We start from the raw sequence: 17,582 nt of genomic DNA, 5'->3' as shown, positions 1-17,582 counted from the left end.
GTCACCGGCAGCGACGACATATAGGCCGTGCCCGCCGGGCACGGCCTATATTCGTCAGGCGCCGGTCCGCAGACGCTCCACGTCCGCCAGCCACGGATATGCGGCCTGGGTTCCCTTCTTCGTGGCAGCCAAGGCAGCAGCGACCGAAGCGAACGCCGCCGCCTCGGCCAGGTCCTCCCCTGCGGCAAGCCGTGCCGCGAGGGACCCGGTGAAGGCGTCGCCGGCGCCGGTGGTGTCCACGGCGTCAACCTTGGTGGGGGCGATCCGGGTGAAACGGCGCCCCTCCTCGGCATGCCCATCCAGCACGATGGAGCCTTCGGCGCCCAGAGTGACCACGACGCGGTCCAGCCCCTGCGCCGCAAACTGCAAGCGCACCTGCTCCCAGTCGGCAACGGCGGCCTCGGCGCAGGGCATGTCGCCGCCGCCGAGGAACAGCGAAGCCTCGTGCGCGTTGACCAGCAGGACGTCGGTGAGTTCGGCCAGGCTTCTTGGCACTGGCGCGTAAGGCGAGAGGTTGAGCAGCACTGTTGCTCCGGCGTCGTGCCCTACTCGTGCTGTCGCCTCCACGACGTCCAGGCCGACCTCAAGGCAGAGGCAAACGACGGCGGCGCCATCGAAAACGTCCCCGGCTGCGGCGACATCATCCGGAACTACGGTGCCGTTGGCGCCGGGGGAAATGACGATGCTGTTTTCCCCCGCTGCGTCAACGGTGATGACCGCGACGCCGGTCTCGACGCCAGCGGCGCGGCGCACGCGGGAAACGTCCGCGCCGGCCCCTGCCACGGAGGCCAACAGCATGTCCCCGTTGGAGTCCTCGCCCACGGCGCCGATCAGGGCGACGTTGCCGCCGAGCCGGCCAGCGGCCACGGCTTGGTTGGCGCTCTTGCCGCCCGGGTTCACGGTGAAGCCTTCGCCACGGAGGGTTTCGCCCGGGTTGGGTAGCCGCTCGGTGTAGATGGTCAGGTCCGCGTTCAGTGAACCAACGACGACGATGCGTCCGGCCCGCGGACTCACTTTTCCACCTCGGCCTCAACGGGCTTGGGGATCAGCAGCGAGGCGGCGAAGGCCGCGACCGTGATGACCAGGCCGACCACAATCACCGTAAGGTAAGAGCCGCGGTCGCCCAGCGCCGAGGTGCCCACGAGCACCGCCGGCAGCACCAGGAAGCTCAGCCCGGCGCCGAGGTTGAAGGCTCCGGCGTTCATGCCCGGCAGGAAGCCGGGGTTGCCCGGGGGCGAGAGCACCACGCCGAGCCCGTTGAGCATGATGTTCGCGGTGCCGGCGTACATGATGCCGAGCAGCGCAGTGGCGGCGACCATCACCGGCAGGCTGTTCAGGCCGAACAGCGCAATGATCACCAGGGAGACGATGCTGCCGATCATGCCGATGCGCAGGACATTGGTGTAGCCCAGGACCGGGGCGAGCCGCCCGCTGATCGGGCCGAAGACCCAGCCCAGCAGCGCGTAGGGGGTCAGGATGAGCAGCGCCGTTTCGGTGGGGCCGAGGCCGAAGCCGGGTGCGGCGGCCTGTACGTAAGCGGGGACAATCCCGTTGATCACGGCGAAGATGCCGGTCATGGTCAGGATTGTGGTCAGCAGCGGCGCCCACGTGGAGCGCTGGCGCAGATGGACAATCTCGACCATCGGCTCCTTCGTACGCTTTTCGGTGACCCAGAAGGCGGCGAACGCTGCGGCGGCCACGGCGATCAACACCAGCGAGAGAATCAGGGTTCCCGTGGAGAACGCGCCGACCAGCTTGGCGGCCTCGTTCAGCGCGGTGAGCAGGGCACCGACTGCGACAACAATAAAGACGACGCCGGTCCAGTCCATCCGCGTCCCGGCCTGCGGTTTGCTCTCGGGCGTCAGGACGGCGACAAGAACCGCGGCGAGCACGGCGAGCACCACCATGAACCAGAAGATGCTGCGGAAGCCGTAGTGCTCGGCCATGTAGCCGCCGAGGAAGGCATCGACGCCGGCCACGCCGCCGTTGACCGCGAGGATGACGCCCATCAGCGTGCCGTAGGTGCGCGGGTTGGGCACGGCGGTGCGCAGCATGATGAGGCACAGCGGAACGGTGGGGCCGCTGACGCCCTGGATGATCCGGCCCACGAAGAGCCACGTAACGTCCGGGGCCAGCGCCGCGATCACGGAGCCGACGGCCGTCAGCAGCATCATGCCGACGAGGATCCGCTTGCGGCCGACGATATCGCTCAGCCGGGGCAGGAACAGGGAGAACAGCGCGGCCGTGGTGAAGAACCAGGTCTGGGACAGGCCGATCGAGGCCTGGTCGGTCTGCAGTTCCTCGCCCATGGTGACCAGGGCGGGGCTGAGCATGGAGGCATTGAGCTGGAAGGCCACGCAGGCCGTCAGCAGGGCGACCATGAGGGCGGTGGTGCCGCCGCGGGTTGCCTTGGTGTCGTGGAGAACGGCGCTCATTTCGCTGCCTCCCCGGTGGCGACCGACGCCGCGGAGGCGGGCGCCGCCGTCGTCGTTGTGGTGGCGGTTCCCGTTTCTACCTCGCCGATGCGGACCAGCGCATCGGTCACCAGGTTCCAGAACTTGGTGCGGTCAAGGTCCACGGCCACGGAGGTGTGGCAGTCGGCCGGCGCGGGGGCGCGGAAGTCGGCGACGGTCATGCCGAGGGTCAGCTTGCCCTGCAGTTCGATGTCGACCGGGACCTTGCGGGTGGTCATCACCGTGGGGTCGATGACGTAGGCGACGGCACACGGATCGTGGACCGGCGGGTAGTCGAAGCCCTGTGCATCCTTGTACGTCTGGGCGAAGAAGTCCATCAGTTCGCGGACAAAGCGGGCCGGGCCGGTGCCGACGGCTTCGATTTGCTCGACGACGTCGGGGGTGGCCAGTGCCTGGTGCGTGAGGTCCAGTCCCACCATGACCAGGGGCCACTTCTCGTTGAAGACGATGTGGGCGGCCTCGGGGTCGATCATGATGTTGAATTCGGCCACGGCGGACCAGTTGCCCACGTGGTAGCCGCCGCCCATCAGCACGACTTCCTTGACCCGCTCGACGATGCGCGGCTCCTTGCGGGCGGCCATCGCGATGTTGGTCAGGCCGCCGGTCGGGACCAGGGTTACGGTGCCGGGTTCGTGCGCCATGATCGTGTCGATGATGAGATCAACCGCGTGCCGCGGGTCCAGTTCGATCGTGGACTCCGGCTGCGCGGGGCCGTCCATGCCGGACTCGCCGTGGATGTCCGGCGCGGTTTCGATGGTGCGCACCAGCGGGCGGTCGCAGCCGGCGGCGAACGGGACGCCGGTGATGCCGGCGATCGTCCCCACGGCCAGGGCGTTCTTGGTGACCTTTGCCAGGGTCTGGTTGCCGACGACGGTGGTCACGGCGAGCAGTTCGATGTTCGGGTTGCCGTGGGCCAGGAGCAGCGCCACGGCGTCGTCGTGCCCCGGATCGCAGTCCAGGATGATCTTCTTCGGTCCGGGCGTCGCGGAAGTGGCGTCCATGTTTTCTCTCCACGTCATCGGGGCCCCGCAGCGGGGAAATTGTCACAGCGAGTTTGACATCCCCTTCCGGTCCACGTCAAACGCTTGACGTGGCACGCGTCAAGCGCTTGATGCCTTGTTGCGCTTGATTACGCTTATCATGGGGCTCATGGATTCCGCCCGCCCTCCCCAACACCCGCCGCGCGTCGGTCGGCGAGTGACCGCGGCGATGGTGGCGGCACGCGCCGGCGTCTCCCCCGCGACGGTTTCTTTGGTGGCGAACGGCAAAACGCGCGGGCGGGTGTCCGCCGACAACATCTCCCGGGTCAGCCAAGCAATCGCCGAACTCGGATACGTGGTGGACAGCGTGGGCAGTTCGCTGGCCAAGGGAGTCAGCTCCATTGTGGTGCTGGTGGCGCCGGACATTTCCAACCCGTTCTTCGCCAAGGTCGTTGCCGGCGTGCGCGAATCCCTCGGCGCGGACTTCCAGCTGCTGCTCTCCGTCACCGAAGCCGGCGAATTCCCCCGTGCGGATGACATCCGCCGGCTCCTCGCCCTGCGCCCGGCGGGCCTGCTGGTGGATGCCCCCGATGCCGCGTTCCTCGAGGACCTCTCCCCCACGGGCCCCTTGGTGCTGCTCGACGCGCCCGGGCTGGAGGCTTATGCGCCGTCCGTCAACCTCGACGTGGCCCACGGCGCCCGCGAACTCGCGGCACACCTGGCCGCCTCCGGCCACCAGCGGGTGGCGTACCTGGACAGCGTGACCGGCACAGCCACCTTCACCATTCGCCGGACGGCCTTCCTGGAGGAAGCGGCCGCTCGCGGGCTGACCGCGGACCCGGCCCACCTGATCAGCACCACGATCGACGTCGGCGCGTCGGCCGACGCGTTTGGCGCCGCCTGGCCCCAGTGGCAGCAAGCGGGTGTCACCGCCGTCGTCTGCGCCACCGATACCCACGCGTACGGCGTGCTGCAGCAAGCGCGCGTTGCCGGCGTGCGGATCCCGGACGAACTCGCCGTCGCCGGCTTCGACGACCTGCCCTACTCCGCCACCAGCAACCCCGGCCTCACCACCGTCCACCTTCCCGCCGCCCGCCTGGGCCTCAAGGCCGGCGAACAGCTGCGCGGCCTGATCGAAGGCCGCGACCTCGAGCAACCCCAGCTCACCTTGGAGGCCTCGCTGATTGTGCGCGGCTCCACGGATCGGATCGCCGCCAACTAACAACGACGGCGCGGTCCGGGCCGTCGCGGCTACACCTTGCGCCAGTCGTGCCCGGTCACGGCCGCCCCGGCCTGCGGCCCCATCTGCAGCATGCCGCCGTCCACCACCCACGACGCCCCGGTGACGTAGCCGGCTTCGGCCGACGCGAGGAAGGCGATCACGGCTGCGACCTCGCGGGCGTCGCCGGGCCTTGCCAGCGGAATGCCCGGCCGGTCGATGCGGTGCGGGTCTTCGTCCTCGTTGCCGGTCATGGCGGTGGCGATCTCTCCCGGCGCGACGGAGTTGACCGTGATGCCGTGCCGGCCGAGCTCCAGCGCCATGTTCTTCACCAGGCCGCCGAGGCCGTGCTTCGCGGCGTCGTACGGGGCGGCCCCGATCATCGGCTGGTGCTCGTGCACGCTGGTCACGGCGATGATCCGGCCGCCGCGGCCGGCATCCGCCATCCGCCGGGCTGCCCGCTGCATGCACACGAACGCGCCGTCCAGGTCGGTGGCGACCACCCGGCGCCAGGTCTCGTAGTCCAGCTCCAGGAACGGCTCCGAGGCGCCCGTGCCGGAGTTGTTGACGAACACGTCCAGTCCGCCGAGCTGCTCCGCGAGCGAATCGACCACGTCGCCGCAGCCGGGCAGGTCCGTGGTGTCCAATTGGGCGACGGCGGCGCTGCGGCCGAGCGCGCGCACCTCCTGCGCGGTCTCTTCAGCCCCGCTTTCGTCCGAGTGCCAGGTGATCCCCACGTCCAGCCCTGCCCGGGCGAGCGCGACGGCGGTGGCCCGGCCGATGCCGGAGTCGGAACCGGTGACGATGGCGGTGCGCGGCGTGAAATTTTCCATGGGCCTATTGTGGCGAAGAACCGGCCGCTTGCCAGCCCCACCGGCCGCGCGGGCCGCTACGCGACGGTCATTTCGCCCATCAGGTCCCAGTCGTCGCCCTCGACCTGGCGGCTGATGATCCGCGGCGTTTCCTGCAGGTACTGCGGCTGCTCCTGCATGGCCTTCTTGAAGTGGTCGCTCTTCACATGCGCTTCGGCCGCGTCGTCCCGGAAGGCCTCGACCAGCACGTACTCATTGGGGTCCTCCACGCTGCGCGACCAGTCGAACCACAGGTTGCCCGGCTCGGCACGCGTCGCCTCGGTGAATTCGCGGACGAGTTCGGGGAAGTTATCGGCGTACTCGTCCTTGACCTTGAACTTGACCACAATGAAAATCACGCGGCATCAGCCTTTCTTCTGTTGGGGGTGTCTTTTCATCCTGTCATGTACCGCGCGGTCCGTCAGGTCAGGTGCGGCCAATCAGTTAGCGGCGGTGCCCGGCCTGCCCGCCGGCGAGCGCCTTGGCCGCGGCAATATAGCGCCGCGTGACCAGCCGCTGTGCGGCCTCCGCCACCGGTGCTCCTGCCCGGTAGAACCAGTTGGCATGCCGGCTGAACGCGAACACCTCGAAGACCACCCGCCCGCTCCCCTCCAGCACAGCCACAAAGCCTTCCTCCCCCGACTCCGGATGTCCAGGCAGGGTGCCGTAGCCGAAGCCCGTCCGGGTCGGCGTCCGTTCCGTCCACACCACGCGGCACGGGATGGCGAGCCGCAGCGGCCCGACGCCGAACCCGCACACCACCTCCGCGCCTTCGGCGGCCACCGGCCCCGTGGCATCGACCCGCAGCCCGGCCAGCCGATGCACTTCCCACCCCATCAGCCCCTCGGCCAGCCGGTGAAAAGCGTCTTCCCCCTCACCGACACCGACCCGCTCGTCGACGACCCGGTATCCCGGCGGCGAGGTGCGCTCCCGGCTCAACCCCACGCCGTCGTACGTCAGCGGAACCCCGCCCAGGTCCTCGGCCCTCACCGCTCAGCCCTGCCGCGCATCGTCGCCCCTGGCCAGGCCCATCCAGCCCAGCATCTCGCGGTCGCGGCGCGGCAGCGACGCCACCACCAGGTCGTAGGAGTCCTCGATCATGTCCCGCAGCATGTCGTCGGGCAGCCCGCCGTCGCAGCGCACGCCGTTCCAGTGCGTTTTGTTCATGTGATAGGCACCCGTGATCTCCGGATGCGCCGCGCGGAGCTGCTGCGCCAGCACCGGTTCGCACTTGAGGCTGATGCTCAACCGCGGCGCCTGCAGGTCCGAGAGCGCGAACATCTTCGCCGCTCGGCCTGCCGCCCGGACCTTGAACACCGACGACTCGGGCCCAAACGGGAAGTCCTCGAACGCCCCGGGCAGGGACAGGCAGAATGCGCGCAGGGCGGTTGCGTCCATGGGCACGAGCCTACTGCTCCCGGCCCGCGCCGGTCACGGTTCTGCGCAGATCGACGTACCACCCGGCCTCCGTGCCTCGCCCCGCCCGTGCCTCGCCCCGCCCGAGCGTCGCCCGCGCCGCTCACGGTTCTGCGGAGATCGACGTGCCCACCCGGCCTCCGTGCCCCGCCCCACCCGAGCCTGACCCGACGCCCCCTGGACCGCATCCCGCCCGAGTCCCGCCCGGTGCGCGGCGGCAACTTCGGTGGCAGGATGGTTTCACAGTTGTTTCACGGGGAACGACGGCGGGCTTCGGTGCCGCCGGCGGGTTTCGGAACGGGCGACGGCTCTGGAGAGGAGACCCATGTCAGACACCGGCAGGGAAGCGAAGCGGGCGGCCGGCAGGGCCAAGGACAAGACCGAGGTCGCCGCCAATTCCAAGGCGTTCGAGCGGGTGGCGCGGTTCGGTTACGTGGCCAGCGGCCTGCTGCACGTGCTGATCGGCGCTATCGCGCTCCGGCTCGCCTTCGGCGGAGGCGGCGAGGCGGACCAGACCGGGGCCGCCTCCAGCCTGGCGAAGACTCCGGGCGGGATGTTCCTGCTCTGGGCGGGCATGCTTGCCGCCGCCGCCCTGGCCTTGTGGCAGATCAGCGAGGCGGTGTTCGGCGGCCGCGGCCGGGAGGCAAAGAAGAGGTGGGGCTACCGGGCGAAGTCCGTGGGACTGGCCCTCGCGTACACGGTGGTGGCGGTGTCGTTCGGCAGCTTCGCGCTGGGTTCCGGCGCCGACAGCAGCCGGAGCTCCCAGGACGCCAGCACCAGGCTGATGCAGTGGCCCGGCGGTGCCGTTGTCCTGTTCCTGATTGGCGCCGTCATCATGGGCGCCGGCGTTTTCTACGTGTACAAGGGCCTGAAGAAGAAGTTCCTGGACGACCTCAAACGGCTCCCCGGGGGCAGCACCGGCACCGCCGTGACGTGGACCGGCGTCGTGGGTTATGCGGGCAAGGGGCTGGCACTGTTCGTGCTGGGGCTGCTGCTGGCGGTGGCCGCGGTGCAGCACGACCCGCAGGAGGTCAAGGGGTTGGACGGGGCGCTCAAGGCGCTGCGCGACCAGTCTTTCGGCCCGGCCGCACTCGCCGTCGTCGCCGTTGGCCTGATCTGTTACGGCCTCTACATGGGCGCCCGGGCGCGCTACGCGAAGATGTAGGCACCGGAGAACGACGGCGGTGCGCCTCCCCGTGGGCCAGGCGCACCGCCGTCGTTGTTCAGATGGTTCTGCCGTGGCCTACGCTCGGTGGGCGAGCGCGTTCTGCAGGCGGAAGCCGGCGGCCCGGTGGTTTTCCGGCAGCTTGTCGCCGCGGCCGAAGAGCTTGTTGCGCAGGGTCCCTGGCGCGTACTCCGTGGGGTAGGCGCCCAGCTTCTGCAGCTCCGGCACGACGAATTCCACGATGTCCTCGAACGTGCCCGGGGTAATCGCGTAGGCCAGGTTGAACCCGTCCACGTCGGTCTCGTCGACCCACTCCACGAGCTTGGCGGCCACCTCCGCGCCGGAGCCGACGGTGATCGGGCCGAAACCGCCGACGCCGACCCATTCGGCCAGCTGCCGGATGGTCCACGGCTTGCCGCTATCGCCGGAGGCCTTCTGGAAGGTCTCCACGGAGGACTGGATGGCGTTGGACTTCACGTTTTCGCCGATCACGTCGTCCGGGCCGTAGGTGGACAGGTCCACGCCCATCCAGCCGGAGATCAGCGCCAGCGCCCCGTTGATGTCCGCGTAGGACTTGTAGTCCTCGAATTTGGCTTGCGCGGCGGCGGTGTCCGGTCCGGTCACCACGGTCTGCATGGCGTAGATGCGGACGTCGTAGCGGTGGCGCCCGGCCGCTTCCACGGCGTCGCGGATCTTCTTCACGGATGCGGCCAGCATCTCCTTGGTCGGGCAGGTCACGAACACTGCTTCGGCGTTTTCGGCGGCGAACTCGGTGCCGCGCTTGGAGGCCCCGGCCTGGAAGATGACCGGGGTGCGCTGCGGGCTCGGCTCGGTGATGGCGATGCCGGGAACCTTGAAGTACTTGCCCTCGTGCCGGATCTCGTGGACCTTCGCCGGGTCGGTGAAGACGCCGGTTTCGACGTCCTTGACCACGGCGTCGTCCTCCCACGAGCCCTCGAGCAGCTTGTAGATGACCTCGAGGTATTCGTCCGCGTGGTTGTAGCGCTCGTCGTGCTCCAACTGGTCTTCCTGGCCCATGTTGCGTGCCGCCGAGGGCAGGTAACCGGTGACCACGTTCCAGCCGACCCGCCCGTTGGTCAGGTGGTCCAGCGTGGCCAGGCGGCGGGCGAACGGGTACGGGTGCTCGTAGGCGGTGCCGGCGGTGACGCCGAAGCCGAGGTTCTCGGTCACCGCGGCCATCGCCGAGACCAGCATGAACGGATCGTTCACCGGGACCTGCGTGCCGGCGCGCAGCGTGGTCTCGTTGGAGGATCCGAAGACGTCGTAGGTGCCGAGCACGTCGGCGATGAACAGGCCGTCGAACAGGCCCTTTTCCAGCACCTTGGCCAGGTGGGTCCAGTAGCCGATGGTGTTGTAGTTGGCGGACTTGTCCTGCGGGTGGCGCCACAGTCCGGGCGACTGGTGGCCCACGCAGTTCATGTCGAAGGCGTTGAAACGAATCTGGCGCCGGGGGTTGGGCTGCGGGTTGTTTACGGTCATGTCAGGCTCCTTTTCTGATGAGAAGAGCCCGCGCCGGCCCTCCGTCGGGCATGCGGCTGCCAACGGAAGACCAACGAGAGATCGAGCTTCTCCATCGGTCCTGGCGGTAGCACCTTCCTCAGGGAGGGGGTTGCTGCGGCGTCAACAAGCCAGGTCTCTCGGCCGCTCTGGATGGGTACCCCTCCATTGGACACCCGCGGGCGCCCGGAGGGAAATGTCCTGCGTCACGCGGGGTAAGAATTACGACGCGTTACGCCGGGGCGGAGCCGGCTTTGGCCTGCGGACGCTTCCATCCCGCCACCGCTCCGGCCCCCAGGCAGACAAGAATCAGGACGACGACGGCGATCGCCAGCGGCACACTGTTGCCGACCAGGGTGGGCAGGTTCTGCAGGATCAGGCCCAGGATGGCCAGCAGCCCGAGGAGTCCGAGAGCCGGGGCGACCGAGCGCTTCCAGTCGCGGGCCGGTGCGCCCTGCCGGCGGAAGAAAACCAGCACCGCGATGCTGGTGACCGTCATCAGCACCACCACGCCCAGGGAGGCGAAACCGGCAAACCAGGTGTAGAACTGCACGATGGGGTCCCAGCCGGCCACCACCGCGGCCAGCAGGAACAGGGCCACCACTCCGGTCGAAGCGGCCGAGGCCAGATGTGGCGAGTGGTGCCGGGTGTGCGTGCCGGCCAGCTTGGCGGGGAAAATGCCTTGTCCGGCGATCTGGAAGAAATAGCGTGAGCTGATGTTGTGCAGGGACAGGATGCAGGCGAACAGGCTGCTGGCCAGCAGTACCTGGATGACGTGGCTGCCCGCGGTTCCGAGGTAGAGCGCGGTAGTCTCCGAGAGCAAGGTGCCGGGCGCGTCCGTGGCCTTTTGGACGATGCCCTCGTCGCCCCACACGCTGATCAGCAGCCAGCTGGAGAGCGCGTAGAAGCCGCCCACCACGATGAGGGCTACATAGGTGGCGCGCGGGATCGTCTTGTCCGGGTCCCGTGCCTCGTCGCGAAACACGGCGGTGGCCTCGAAGCCAATGAAACTCAGGATGGCGAACAACAGCGCGATGCCGGGCGCCCCGGACAGCACGGTGGACGGGGTGACGAACCCGGTGGACAGGCCCTCGCGACCGCCGCCGCCAAAAATTACGGCAGCGTCCAAAACCAGCACGATCAGCACCTCGGCGACCAGCAGTACCCCCAGCACCTTGCCGGAGAGCTCGATGTTGCGGTGGCCCAGCCAGGCGACGGCGGCCAGGGCGGCAGCGGCCCATGCCCACCATGGCAGTGCCGGCCCGCCGTAGGCGCGCACCACTTCGTCGACGGCCGGCGCCAGCAGGCCGTAGACGCCGGCTTCCAGCGCGAGGTAGGAGAGCAGGGCCACGAAGGCCGCCCCCAAGCCCGCCCTGCGGCCGAGGCCTTTGTCGACGTAGCTGAAGAACGCGCCGGCCGTTGGCACGTGCGGTGTCATTGTGGTGAAGCCGACGGCAAACAACAGCAGGATGGCCATGGCCAACAGGTAGATGAAGGGAAGGCCAGCGCCGTTGCCGCTGACGATGGCCAGCGGGACGGTTCCGCCGATGACGCCCAGTGGCGACGCGGCGGCCAGCACGATGAGCACGATGCTGGCGACGCCCAGCCGGCCGGAGAGCCGCGGAGCACCGGCATTGGCGGCCGTGGCGGCCTTGGGTGCGGCGAGGGTTGGGTTATTGACGGATACAGACATGGTTTGGCTTCTTCCTAGAGGGCCGCGGAGCGGGTGGCTTGGCTGGCTGGACGGGCGGCGTCGCTCTGTGGCTGACGCGCGGCCTCGGTGTGTGACTGAATGGCGGCGTCGCTCTGTGGCTGACGGGCGGCGTCGGCATTGGCCTCGCCAATCGACCAGACGTACGGGGGCTCGGCGCCGTTGACTTCCCAGTCACCGACGATCCGCGCCTTGTAGATGAACGGGTTGTGGGTCGCCACGGTGCGGGCGTTGCGCCAGTGCCGGTCCAGTGCCTTGCCGGTGCTGGTGGAGGAGGCGCCGAGGGCGTTGAAGAGGGCTCCTGCGGCGTCCGGGACCAAGGCGCTGAGCACAATCTGCGCCCGGCCCGATTCCAGTTCGACGGCGATGTTGGCCGCCTTCTCGGCGTCGGCGTCTGACTGCCGCGAGGCGAACACGCGGTCCAGGCTGCGGGCAACGCCGAGGGTGGTTGCCTTCGCGGCATAGGATGTGGCGCTGATTTCGCCGACCACTTGCAGGACCTGCGCGTCGTGCCGGACCAGCGGGGCGTTTCCGTGGCCGAACACCCGCTTGCGGTCCCGCACGTTCTCTGCGGCTTCGCTGGTGACGGCCTGGGCGATGCCGGCCAGGGTCACCAGCAGGATGTGCTGGTAGAGCGCCGTCTGGTACGGGAAGCGGTCGGCGAAGGCGGACACGTTGGCCGGGTCCACCACCGCGTCGGTAAACACGGTGGTGCCGCTGCCGGTGAGCCGCTGGCCGAAACCGTCCCAGTCGTCGAAGGTTTCCACGCCCGGCGTCTTGGTGGAAATGATCACCGAGACATCGGAGCCGTCCGGGCGCTTGGCGGTGACATCGATCCAGTCCGCGAAGATGGTGCCGGTGGTGTAGAACTTGCGGCCGTTCAGCAGCAGTTTGCCGCCGGTCTCGGACAGCACGGTGGCGGTTCCCCCGGCGCCCGGTTCGGTCCAGGCGTTGCCGGCCAGCTCGCCGGATGCGAAGCGCCGCAGCCACGCATTGCGGTCCGAGGTGCGCCCGTGGTGGTACAGGTTTTCCTCCACCAAGGCGATGTGCGAACGCAGCGCCTGCGGAATGTTGCTGTCCGCGGCGGCGAGCTCGATCAGGAGTCGGGTGAACTCTTCCCAGTCCAGCCCGTCGCCGCCGATCTCGGACGGGATCCGGGCCGCGCCGAAGCCGGCGTCCTTCAGCCAGCCGATCTGTTCAAACGGCAGCTCGCGGGTGAGCTCGCGGCTCAACGCCCCGGCGGCGATGCGCGCGAAGATCGGACGGTATTTGGCGGCCGCGGCGTCGAAGGCCGTGGTGAGTTTGTCGAGTGTTTCAGTCATGGTGTTCTCCTGAAGGTTCGGCCGTGAGGGCGTCAGGTGGGGCGCCCGGGTTTGGGGCATCGGTGATAGGGCCCCCGGGGGTTGGGGGCATCGGTGATGGCGGGCAGCGGTGGTGGGCCCGTGGATGGCGGGCAGTCATGAGGTGACCCGGGGGTTGCGGGCAGGGTGAGCGGCGTTCTGCTCCGCTCAGGTGTAGAGCGAAATCGGCTGGACGTCGCCGAGCAGGTAGTTGGCGCCGACCTCGACCTTCTTGTAGTCGACCGGGTCGTGCAGGGTGTGCGTGCGGATGTTGCGCCAGAAAATGTCCAGCCCGACCTCGGTTTTCGCGGAGGACGAGCCGGTGGTCTCGAAGATGCGGTTCGCCACGTCCACCCCCACCTCGGTGGACACGACCTTGAGCCGCGCGATCTCGAGCGCGAGGTCCGCCCGGGACTCCGCGCTCAGCTGCGCGCCGGCGGCAATAACAGCGTCGAACCTGGCGTTCGTCCGGTCGGCCAGGGCCTCCACCGCGGCGACCCGCGACACCAGCTCGCCATAGACCCGCTGGGTCAGCGGGTCTTGGGCATAGGTCTCCTGCGCGCTGAGGAACCAGGAGTTCCGGCGCGCCAGCGTGATCCGGCGCCCGCGGTCCAGCGCCCCCTGCGCGATGCCCAGGTAGAGGTTGCCGAAAACCAGCTGGATGTACGGGGTAACCAGCGTGGAGAAAGGCTCCTCCCCCACCTCACCGATGATGTCCGCGGCGGTGACCTGCACGCCGTCGTACTTCACCGAACCACTGGCCGAGAGCCGCTGGCCGAGCGCATCCCAGTCCCCGAGGTATCCGATGCCCGTTCGGTCATGCTCCAGCGCGAGGGCCAGGAACTTGCCCCGCTCGGGTCCGGCCGCGATCACGGCATTGACCAGGATGGCGTCGCCGACGGAAGCGCCGGTGGAGAAGTGCTTGGTGCCGTTCAGCCGGAAGCCGTCGCCGTCGGGAACCAGTTCCAGATTCGGGTCCACCGGGTTCACGGAGTCGCCCCAGGACCAGCGGCCCCGCGCGGAGCGGCTTAGCAGTCGTTCCTGGACCTGCGCATCACCGTAGAACACGACGGCGCCCAGGTTGGCGTAGTGGTAACCGAGTATTTGCGCGATCGACGCGTCCGTGCGGGCCAGGATGCGCACGGCGTGCAGCGCGCTCTCCCAGTGCCCGCCCTCGCCGCCCCAGTCGGCCGGGATAATCAGGTTGAGCAGGCCCGAGTTGCGCAGCAGCTCCACCTCGGCGTGCGGGTCGGCGTTGCGTCGGTCGCGCTCCAGCACGTCCGGGGCCAGCGCGGCGGCAACGCCTTCGGCTACTTGCTGCCATCGGGCCAGTTCCTCGGCGGTAGCCTGTCCGGCCCACGGGGCTCGGCGGGTTTGCGGGTTGTTGGCGGTCACGACGGCGGTCATGTTGGCTCCTCACGGCGGGGCTCCCATCCGGACCCGCGGCGCAGCAACCGTCACGGTTGGGGCGCAGCCCGGAGGGGGCCGTACTTGCCGGGCACGGTGTTGTGCGCGGCCGGATCCTCATCTGGGGCACCCCGCTACGGGAGAGGGTTGCCGCCCAACCAGCCAGAGCTTGTCGTTGGGACTCTTGATCTCGGAGTCGAGTATGCCGGGGCCGATCCGGCGCAGGGAAGCACATGACAGGCCATGACATTCTGCTGCCGTTTGTTACGGAAACCGCTTCTGATGACGACGACGGCCCGTCGCCCCAGCCGGCTCCGGGGGCTGGGGCCGGCAGGCTTCCGCCCGGCTCCACGGGCTGGGGCTGCAGGCTTCCGCCCGGCGCATTGAGCCGTGCGCATTCCTCTGCGCGGCTGTCCCCTACTGGCCTGGTTACGAGGGGACTACCGTGGAGGTGCACTGCCAATATGGCCGGGCCGGGACGGGCACCGTCCGCTGGCCGTCGTACGGGAGGTTCATCATGAAGGCATGGCAATTTGTCGGCACGAAGAAGCCGCTGGAGCTTAATGAGGTTCAGGAACCCCACGCTGGCCCCGGTGAAGTGGTCGTCGACGTCAAGGCGTCGGGGGTCTGTCACTCGGACGTCTCGACGCTCGATGATCCGGGATGGATGGCGCTGTTCCAGCACGGCCTGCCCCGCACCATGGGCCATGAATCCGCCGGCGTTATCAGCGAGGTCGGCGAGGGCATGGACCATTGGAAGATTGGCGACCGCGTAGGCCTCTCTCCGGTGATGTCGGACGGGGACGCATTGGGTTACGGGAAGTGGGATGGAGGCTTCGCCGCCAAGCTTCGCGCGACCGGCGACAATCTCGTCGCCCTGCCCGACGAAGTGCCGTTCGACCTCGGCGCGATGGCGACCGACGCCGGCTTGACCGCCTACCATGCCATGATGGCGGTCGGCGGGGCGAAGAACGGCATGAAGGTCGGTGTCATCGGCCTGGGCGGACTGGGCTACATCGGTGCACGCTGTGCCGCGTTGGTCGGCGCCGAGGTGTACGGCGCCGAGGTCAATCCGGAAACCCAGAAACTGGCCGACGAGATCGGATTGGCTGGCGTCGGCGCCTCGATCGAAGAGTTCAAGGACAAGAACCTGGAGCTGATCGTGGACTACGCCGGCTTCGGCACCACGACCTCGGCCGCCATCGAAACCCTCGCTGAGTTCGGCACCTTGGTTCAGGTGGGCATGGGCCGGTTGGAATCGACCATCAATACCTACCCGATCATCATCAACCAGCTCTCCATCAGGGGCTCAAAGTCCGGTACCAAGGAGGATCTTGCCGGCATCTACGAGCTTATGAAGAGCGGTCAGCTCAAACCACCCATGAACCACATCAAGCATGCCGACATTCCCGGCGCAATCGACAAGCTTCGCGAGGGAGGTGTCGTCGGCCGCTTCATTGCTGTGTACGAGTGATGCGGGGACTCGAGGCGGCCGTCCGAAGGCGGGCCAGGGCTGACCGCAGCCCGTGAGCTGCTGTTATAAACCGAAGCGCGGGGCCTCGATGGCCGGGCAGGTATCCATGACGACGTCCAGCCCGGCCGCCTTGGCCCGTTCCGCGGCGGCTTCGTCGATCACGCCCAGCTGGAGCCACACCGCCTTGGCACCGACTTCGATGGCCTGGTCCACCACCGGGCCGACCTTCTGCGAGTTCACGAAGCAGTCCACCACGTCGATCTCGCCGGGAATGTCCCCGAGCTTTTGGTAACCGGTCAGGCCGAGGACGTCGTCGCCCTGCAGGTTGACGGGGACGACTTCCATGTCCAGCTGGTCCATCAGGTACCGGGAGATGCGCATGGCCACCCGGTGCGGGTTCGTGGACAGGCCGACGACGGCCCAGCGGCCGGGGGTTTCCAGCAGCCGCCGGACGACTTCAGGGTCATTCTGGTGTGCCATGGCTCGACCCTACCCGCGACTCTTCGGCACCGGAACCGCCGCTGGCCCTCTCCCCCTCAGCCGCCCTCATCGAGGAGTCGGCAGGCGCCCTCAAACCGTCGGTTTAAGGGCGCCAGCTGAACAGTCGATGGTTTGGGGCTAGCCGGCCAACCGGGCCGCCGCTGCGTCGGCGTGCTCCGCCACCCAGTTCCCCACCAGTTCCAGCACTTCAGCGTCCACGGGCTCGCGGATCTGCCGCTTGTAGTCGGAGAGGGTCGGAACCTTCGGGTCGCGGCGCAGCAGGTGCGACAGGTCCTCGATCTTCCTCGTGGTTACCGGGCCGGGGATGGTGGCCGCGATGATGTCCAGGTCGGCCGGGTCCACCTGCACGTCCTTGGCGCCCGTGATGGCCAGCACCGGCATGTGCAGGCGCTCCAAGTTCGGAACGGGGTCGAAGTCGAGGAACTCCCGATGCCAGAGCGCGTTGATCTTGCGGCCCTGCATGCGCACCACGTCCTCGGTGGTGAGCCGAAGTTTTTCCACCGACTTCGCCTGCACCTTGACCAGGTCCTGGCGGAAAAGCTTCAGCAGCAATCGCGGGAAGGCGGGCAGCGAGTCGCTGATCTGGGCCGTCTGCCACCTGCCTGTCTCAAAGCCTGTCTGCGCCGAGGCTGAAAGCAGCACAGCCCCATCCACCCGGGTACCGGACTCTGCCGCCACGGCAGCCGCGTGGTAGCTGCCTTCGCTGTGGCCGACCAGGAACACCGGGAGGCCCGCGGCCTTCCGGGCGGCCATCCAGCGGAGGGCGGCCGCGGCGTCGTCGGTGTTCTGACGGAAGCCGGCCGCCCAGAAGGTGCCTTCCGAGTCGCCGGTACCGCGCTTGTCGTAGCGCAGGGAAGCGATTCCGTGGCCGGCAAGTGCCGTCGCCAAGTCACGGCTGATGCCCAACGGCATCCGTTTGTGGTCGGCATTGCGGTCGATCGGTCCCGAGCCCGGCAGGATCAGCGCGGCGCCGCGGACCGTTCCGGCCGGTTCAGCCCAGGTTCCCGTCAGCTGAACGGTCCCGGACGGGAAGCTGACCACTTCTTCGGTGAACGCCTGACCGGCGGGCAGGCCGGCGGCCTTCCGGATCCGGGCCGCAACATCCTCGGCATCGGGAAGCGACACGACCACCCGGGCGTACTTTTGCCCGTCCAGGTCAAGCTGCACTGCCGGGGTGCCGCGGCGGGCGACGGCGAGGGTCTTGCCGCGGCCGCGCCACGTTCCCACCCGAGTCCGTCCCGGGATCGCAAGCCCGGGAGCCCGCAGGCCGTGGACGCCGTCGAACGCATCCGCGAGCACCCGGACGGAGGTCACCGCGGACAGCGGGAATCGCTGGTCGCCGAGCAGCCCCGCAACTTTCTCGAATCGATCCAGCTCCAGCAGAACCTCCTTGTTCTCCACCACTATCGCCGCCACCGCGCCTCCCTTCGGGTCGTTTATTGCTCGTGTCTTGGTCGTTTGGTCGCCCACTTGGTTACCGGACAGTACGATTATTATCAGTTGTAGGAACAATGTCAACTATGAGA

General features: G+C 68.5%; 16 protein-coding genes and 2 riboswitches. Of the genes, 3 read left to right on the top strand and 13 right to left on the bottom strand.

The features are described 5' to 3' along the window. Positions 1 to 54 precede the first annotated feature (54 nt). From AC5RTY_RS10740 to uriH, 3 genes are read right to left on the bottom strand one after another with little or no spacing between them, the layout of a single operon-like run. Positions 55 to 1,014 (bottom strand): ribokinase, encoded by a 960-nt coding sequence (locus AC5RTY_RS10740; RefSeq protein WP_494139504.1) that lies wholly within the window; start codon positions 1,012 to 1,014, stop codon positions 55 to 57. Next, the gene (gene uriT, locus AC5RTY_RS10735; RefSeq protein WP_494002050.1) at positions 1,011 to 2,435 is read right to left on the bottom strand and encodes a uridine transporter UriT; all 1,425 of its coding nucleotides are present in this window, start codon (positions 2,433 to 2,435) and stop codon (positions 1,011 to 1,013) included. Before uriT ends, AC5RTY_RS10740 begins: the two co-directional genes overlap by 4 nt. After that, a complete protein-coding gene (gene uriH, locus AC5RTY_RS10730; protein WP_494075878.1) occupies positions 2,432 to 3,475 on the bottom strand; it encodes a uridine-preferring nucleoside hydrolase UriH in 1,044 nt (347 codons plus the stop codon). Before uriH ends, uriT begins: the two co-directional genes overlap by 4 nt. A 208-nt stretch (positions 3,476 to 3,683) precedes the next feature. Here uriH and AC5RTY_RS10725 point away from each other — a divergent pair, with 208 nt between their 5' ends. Further along, on the top strand, positions 3,684 to 4,676 hold the full coding sequence (locus AC5RTY_RS10725; protein WP_494002342.1) for a LacI family DNA-binding transcriptional regulator: 993 nt from the start codon (positions 3,684 to 3,686) through the stop codon (positions 4,674 to 4,676). Between the two features lie 29 nt (positions 4,677 to 4,705). Here AC5RTY_RS10725 and AC5RTY_RS10720 read toward each other — a convergent pair whose 3' ends face one another. The 4 genes from AC5RTY_RS10720 to AC5RTY_RS10705 form a co-directional block, all read right to left on the bottom strand. After that, positions 4,706 to 5,506, bottom strand: a complete 801-nt coding sequence (locus tag AC5RTY_RS10720) for an SDR family oxidoreductase (RefSeq protein ID WP_494013277.1) — start codon at positions 5,504 to 5,506, stop codon at positions 4,706 to 4,708. Between the two features lie 56 nt (positions 5,507 to 5,562). Beyond that, positions 5,563 to 5,883, bottom strand: coding sequence for a putative quinol monooxygenase (locus AC5RTY_RS10715; RefSeq protein ID WP_494002047.1), 321 nt, complete (start codon positions 5,881 to 5,883; stop codon positions 5,563 to 5,565). Positions 5,884 to 5,968: 85 nt separating this feature from the next. Beyond that, positions 5,969 to 6,514, bottom strand: a complete 546-nt coding sequence (locus tag AC5RTY_RS10710; RefSeq protein ID WP_494013278.1) for a DUF1990 domain-containing protein — start codon at positions 6,512 to 6,514, stop codon at positions 5,969 to 5,971. A gap of 3 nt (positions 6,515 to 6,517) precedes the next feature. Then, positions 6,518 to 6,922 carry an MmcQ/YjbR family DNA-binding protein gene (locus AC5RTY_RS10705; RefSeq protein ID WP_494013279.1) on the bottom strand — a complete coding sequence of 135 codons (405 nt, stop codon included), beginning with the start codon at positions 6,920 to 6,922 and terminating at the stop codon, positions 6,518 to 6,520. Between the two features lie 343 nt (positions 6,923 to 7,265). Between AC5RTY_RS10705 and AC5RTY_RS10700 the strand changes: the two genes are divergently transcribed. Next, positions 7,266 to 8,105: a DUF1206 domain-containing protein gene (locus tag AC5RTY_RS10700; RefSeq protein ID WP_494075879.1), complete on the top strand. Its 840-nt coding sequence runs from the start codon at positions 7,266 to 7,268 to the stop codon at positions 8,103 to 8,105. Positions 8,106 to 8,183: 78 nt separating this feature from the next. Here AC5RTY_RS10700 and AC5RTY_RS10695 read toward each other — a convergent pair whose 3' ends face one another. The 4 genes from AC5RTY_RS10695 to AC5RTY_RS10680 all read right to left on the bottom strand — a co-directional run bounded on the left by AC5RTY_RS10695 (position 8,184) and on the right by AC5RTY_RS10680 (position 14,081). Continuing rightward, positions 8,184 to 9,605, bottom strand: a complete 1,422-nt coding sequence (locus AC5RTY_RS10695; protein ID WP_494075880.1) for an LLM class flavin-dependent oxidoreductase — start codon at positions 9,603 to 9,605, stop codon at positions 8,184 to 8,186. Between the two features lie 88 nt (positions 9,606 to 9,693). Further along, positions 9,694 to 9,783: riboswitch (SAM riboswitch) on the bottom strand. A 72-nt stretch (positions 9,784 to 9,855) separates the two neighbouring features. Then, positions 9,856 to 11,316: an APC family permease gene (locus AC5RTY_RS10690; RefSeq protein WP_494139503.1), complete on the bottom strand. Its 1,461-nt coding sequence runs from the start codon at positions 11,314 to 11,316 to the stop codon at positions 9,856 to 9,858. A 14-nt stretch (positions 11,317 to 11,330) separates the two neighbouring features. Then, entirely contained in the window at positions 11,331 to 12,656 is a 1,326-nt protein-coding gene (locus tag AC5RTY_RS10685) for an acyl-CoA dehydrogenase family protein (RefSeq protein ID WP_494075882.1), read from the bottom strand. A 186-nt stretch (positions 12,657 to 12,842) separates the two neighbouring features. Continuing rightward, on the bottom strand, positions 12,843 to 14,081 hold the full coding sequence (locus tag AC5RTY_RS10680; RefSeq protein ID WP_494075883.1) for an acyl-CoA dehydrogenase family protein: 1,239 nt from the start codon (positions 14,079 to 14,081) through the stop codon (positions 12,843 to 12,845). Between the two features lie 75 nt (positions 14,082 to 14,156). Then, positions 14,157 to 14,271, bottom strand: a riboswitch (SAM riboswitch). Between the two features lie 327 nt (positions 14,272 to 14,598). On the opposite strand from AC5RTY_RS10680, the gene AC5RTY_RS10675 reads away from it, so the two are divergent. After that, positions 14,599 to 15,555, top strand: coding sequence for a zinc-binding dehydrogenase (locus AC5RTY_RS10675; protein WP_494139502.1), 957 nt, complete (start codon positions 14,599 to 14,601; stop codon positions 15,553 to 15,555). A gap of 63 nt (positions 15,556 to 15,618) precedes the next feature. Here AC5RTY_RS10675 and AC5RTY_RS10670 read toward each other — a convergent pair whose 3' ends face one another. Continuing rightward, positions 15,619 to 16,035, bottom strand: a complete 417-nt coding sequence (locus tag AC5RTY_RS10670; RefSeq protein WP_494075885.1) for a CoA-binding protein — start codon at positions 16,033 to 16,035, stop codon at positions 15,619 to 15,621. Between the two features lie 138 nt (positions 16,036 to 16,173). Then, positions 16,174 to 17,526, bottom strand: a complete 1,353-nt coding sequence (locus AC5RTY_RS10665; protein ID WP_494139501.1) for an alpha/beta hydrolase — start codon at positions 17,524 to 17,526, stop codon at positions 16,174 to 16,176. Positions 17,527 to 17,582 lie beyond the last annotated feature (56 nt).

The organism is Arthrobacter sp. Y3224055 (assembly GCF_059090825.1).
The sequence above is the reverse complement of the archived record's forward strand: the minus strand, read 5'-3'. Positions and strand labels throughout refer to the sequence as shown.

What these genes read in the sequence shown, in the direction of transcription:
- uriT (WP_494002050.1), bottom strand. Translation starts at nt 2,435, where the DNA reads ATGAGCGCCGTTCTCCACGACACCAAGGCAACCCGCGGCGGCACCACC.
- AC5RTY_RS10690 (WP_494139503.1), bottom strand. Translation starts at nt 11,316, where the DNA reads ATGTCTGTATCCGTCAATAACCCAACCCTCGCCGCACCCAAGGCCGCC.
- AC5RTY_RS10695 (WP_494075880.1), bottom strand. Translation starts at nt 9,605, where the DNA reads ATGACCGTAAACAACCCGCAGCCCAACCCCCGGCGCCAGATTCGTTTC.
- uriH (WP_494075878.1), bottom strand. Translation starts at nt 3,475, where the DNA reads ATGGACGCCACTTCCGCGACGCCCGGACCGAAGAAGATCATCCTGGAC.
- AC5RTY_RS10680 (WP_494075883.1), bottom strand. Translation starts at nt 14,081, where the DNA reads ATGACCGCCGTCGTGACCGCCAACAACCCGCAAACCCGCCGAGCCCCG.
- AC5RTY_RS10675 (WP_494139502.1), top strand. Translation starts at nt 14,599, where the DNA reads ATGAAGGCATGGCAATTTGTCGGCACGAAGAAGCCGCTGGAGCTTAAT.
- AC5RTY_RS10725 (WP_494002342.1), top strand. Translation starts at nt 3,684, where the DNA reads ATGGTGGCGGCACGCGCCGGCGTCTCCCCCGCGACGGTTTCTTTGGTG.
- AC5RTY_RS10720 (WP_494013277.1), bottom strand. Translation starts at nt 5,506, where the DNA reads ATGGAAAATTTCACGCCGCGCACCGCCATCGTCACCGGTTCCGACTCC.
- AC5RTY_RS10685 (WP_494075882.1), bottom strand. Translation starts at nt 12,656, where the DNA reads ATGACTGAAACACTCGACAAACTCACCACGGCCTTCGACGCCGCGGCC.
- AC5RTY_RS10705 (WP_494013279.1), bottom strand. Translation starts at nt 6,922, where the DNA reads ATGGACGCAACCGCCCTGCGCGCATTCTGCCTGTCCCTGCCCGGGGCG.
- AC5RTY_RS10700 (WP_494075879.1), top strand. Translation starts at nt 7,266, where the DNA reads ATGTCAGACACCGGCAGGGAAGCGAAGCGGGCGGCCGGCAGGGCCAAG.
- AC5RTY_RS10670 (WP_494075885.1), bottom strand. Translation starts at nt 16,035, where the DNA reads ATGGCACACCAGAATGACCCTGAAGTCGTCCGGCGGCTGCTGGAAACC.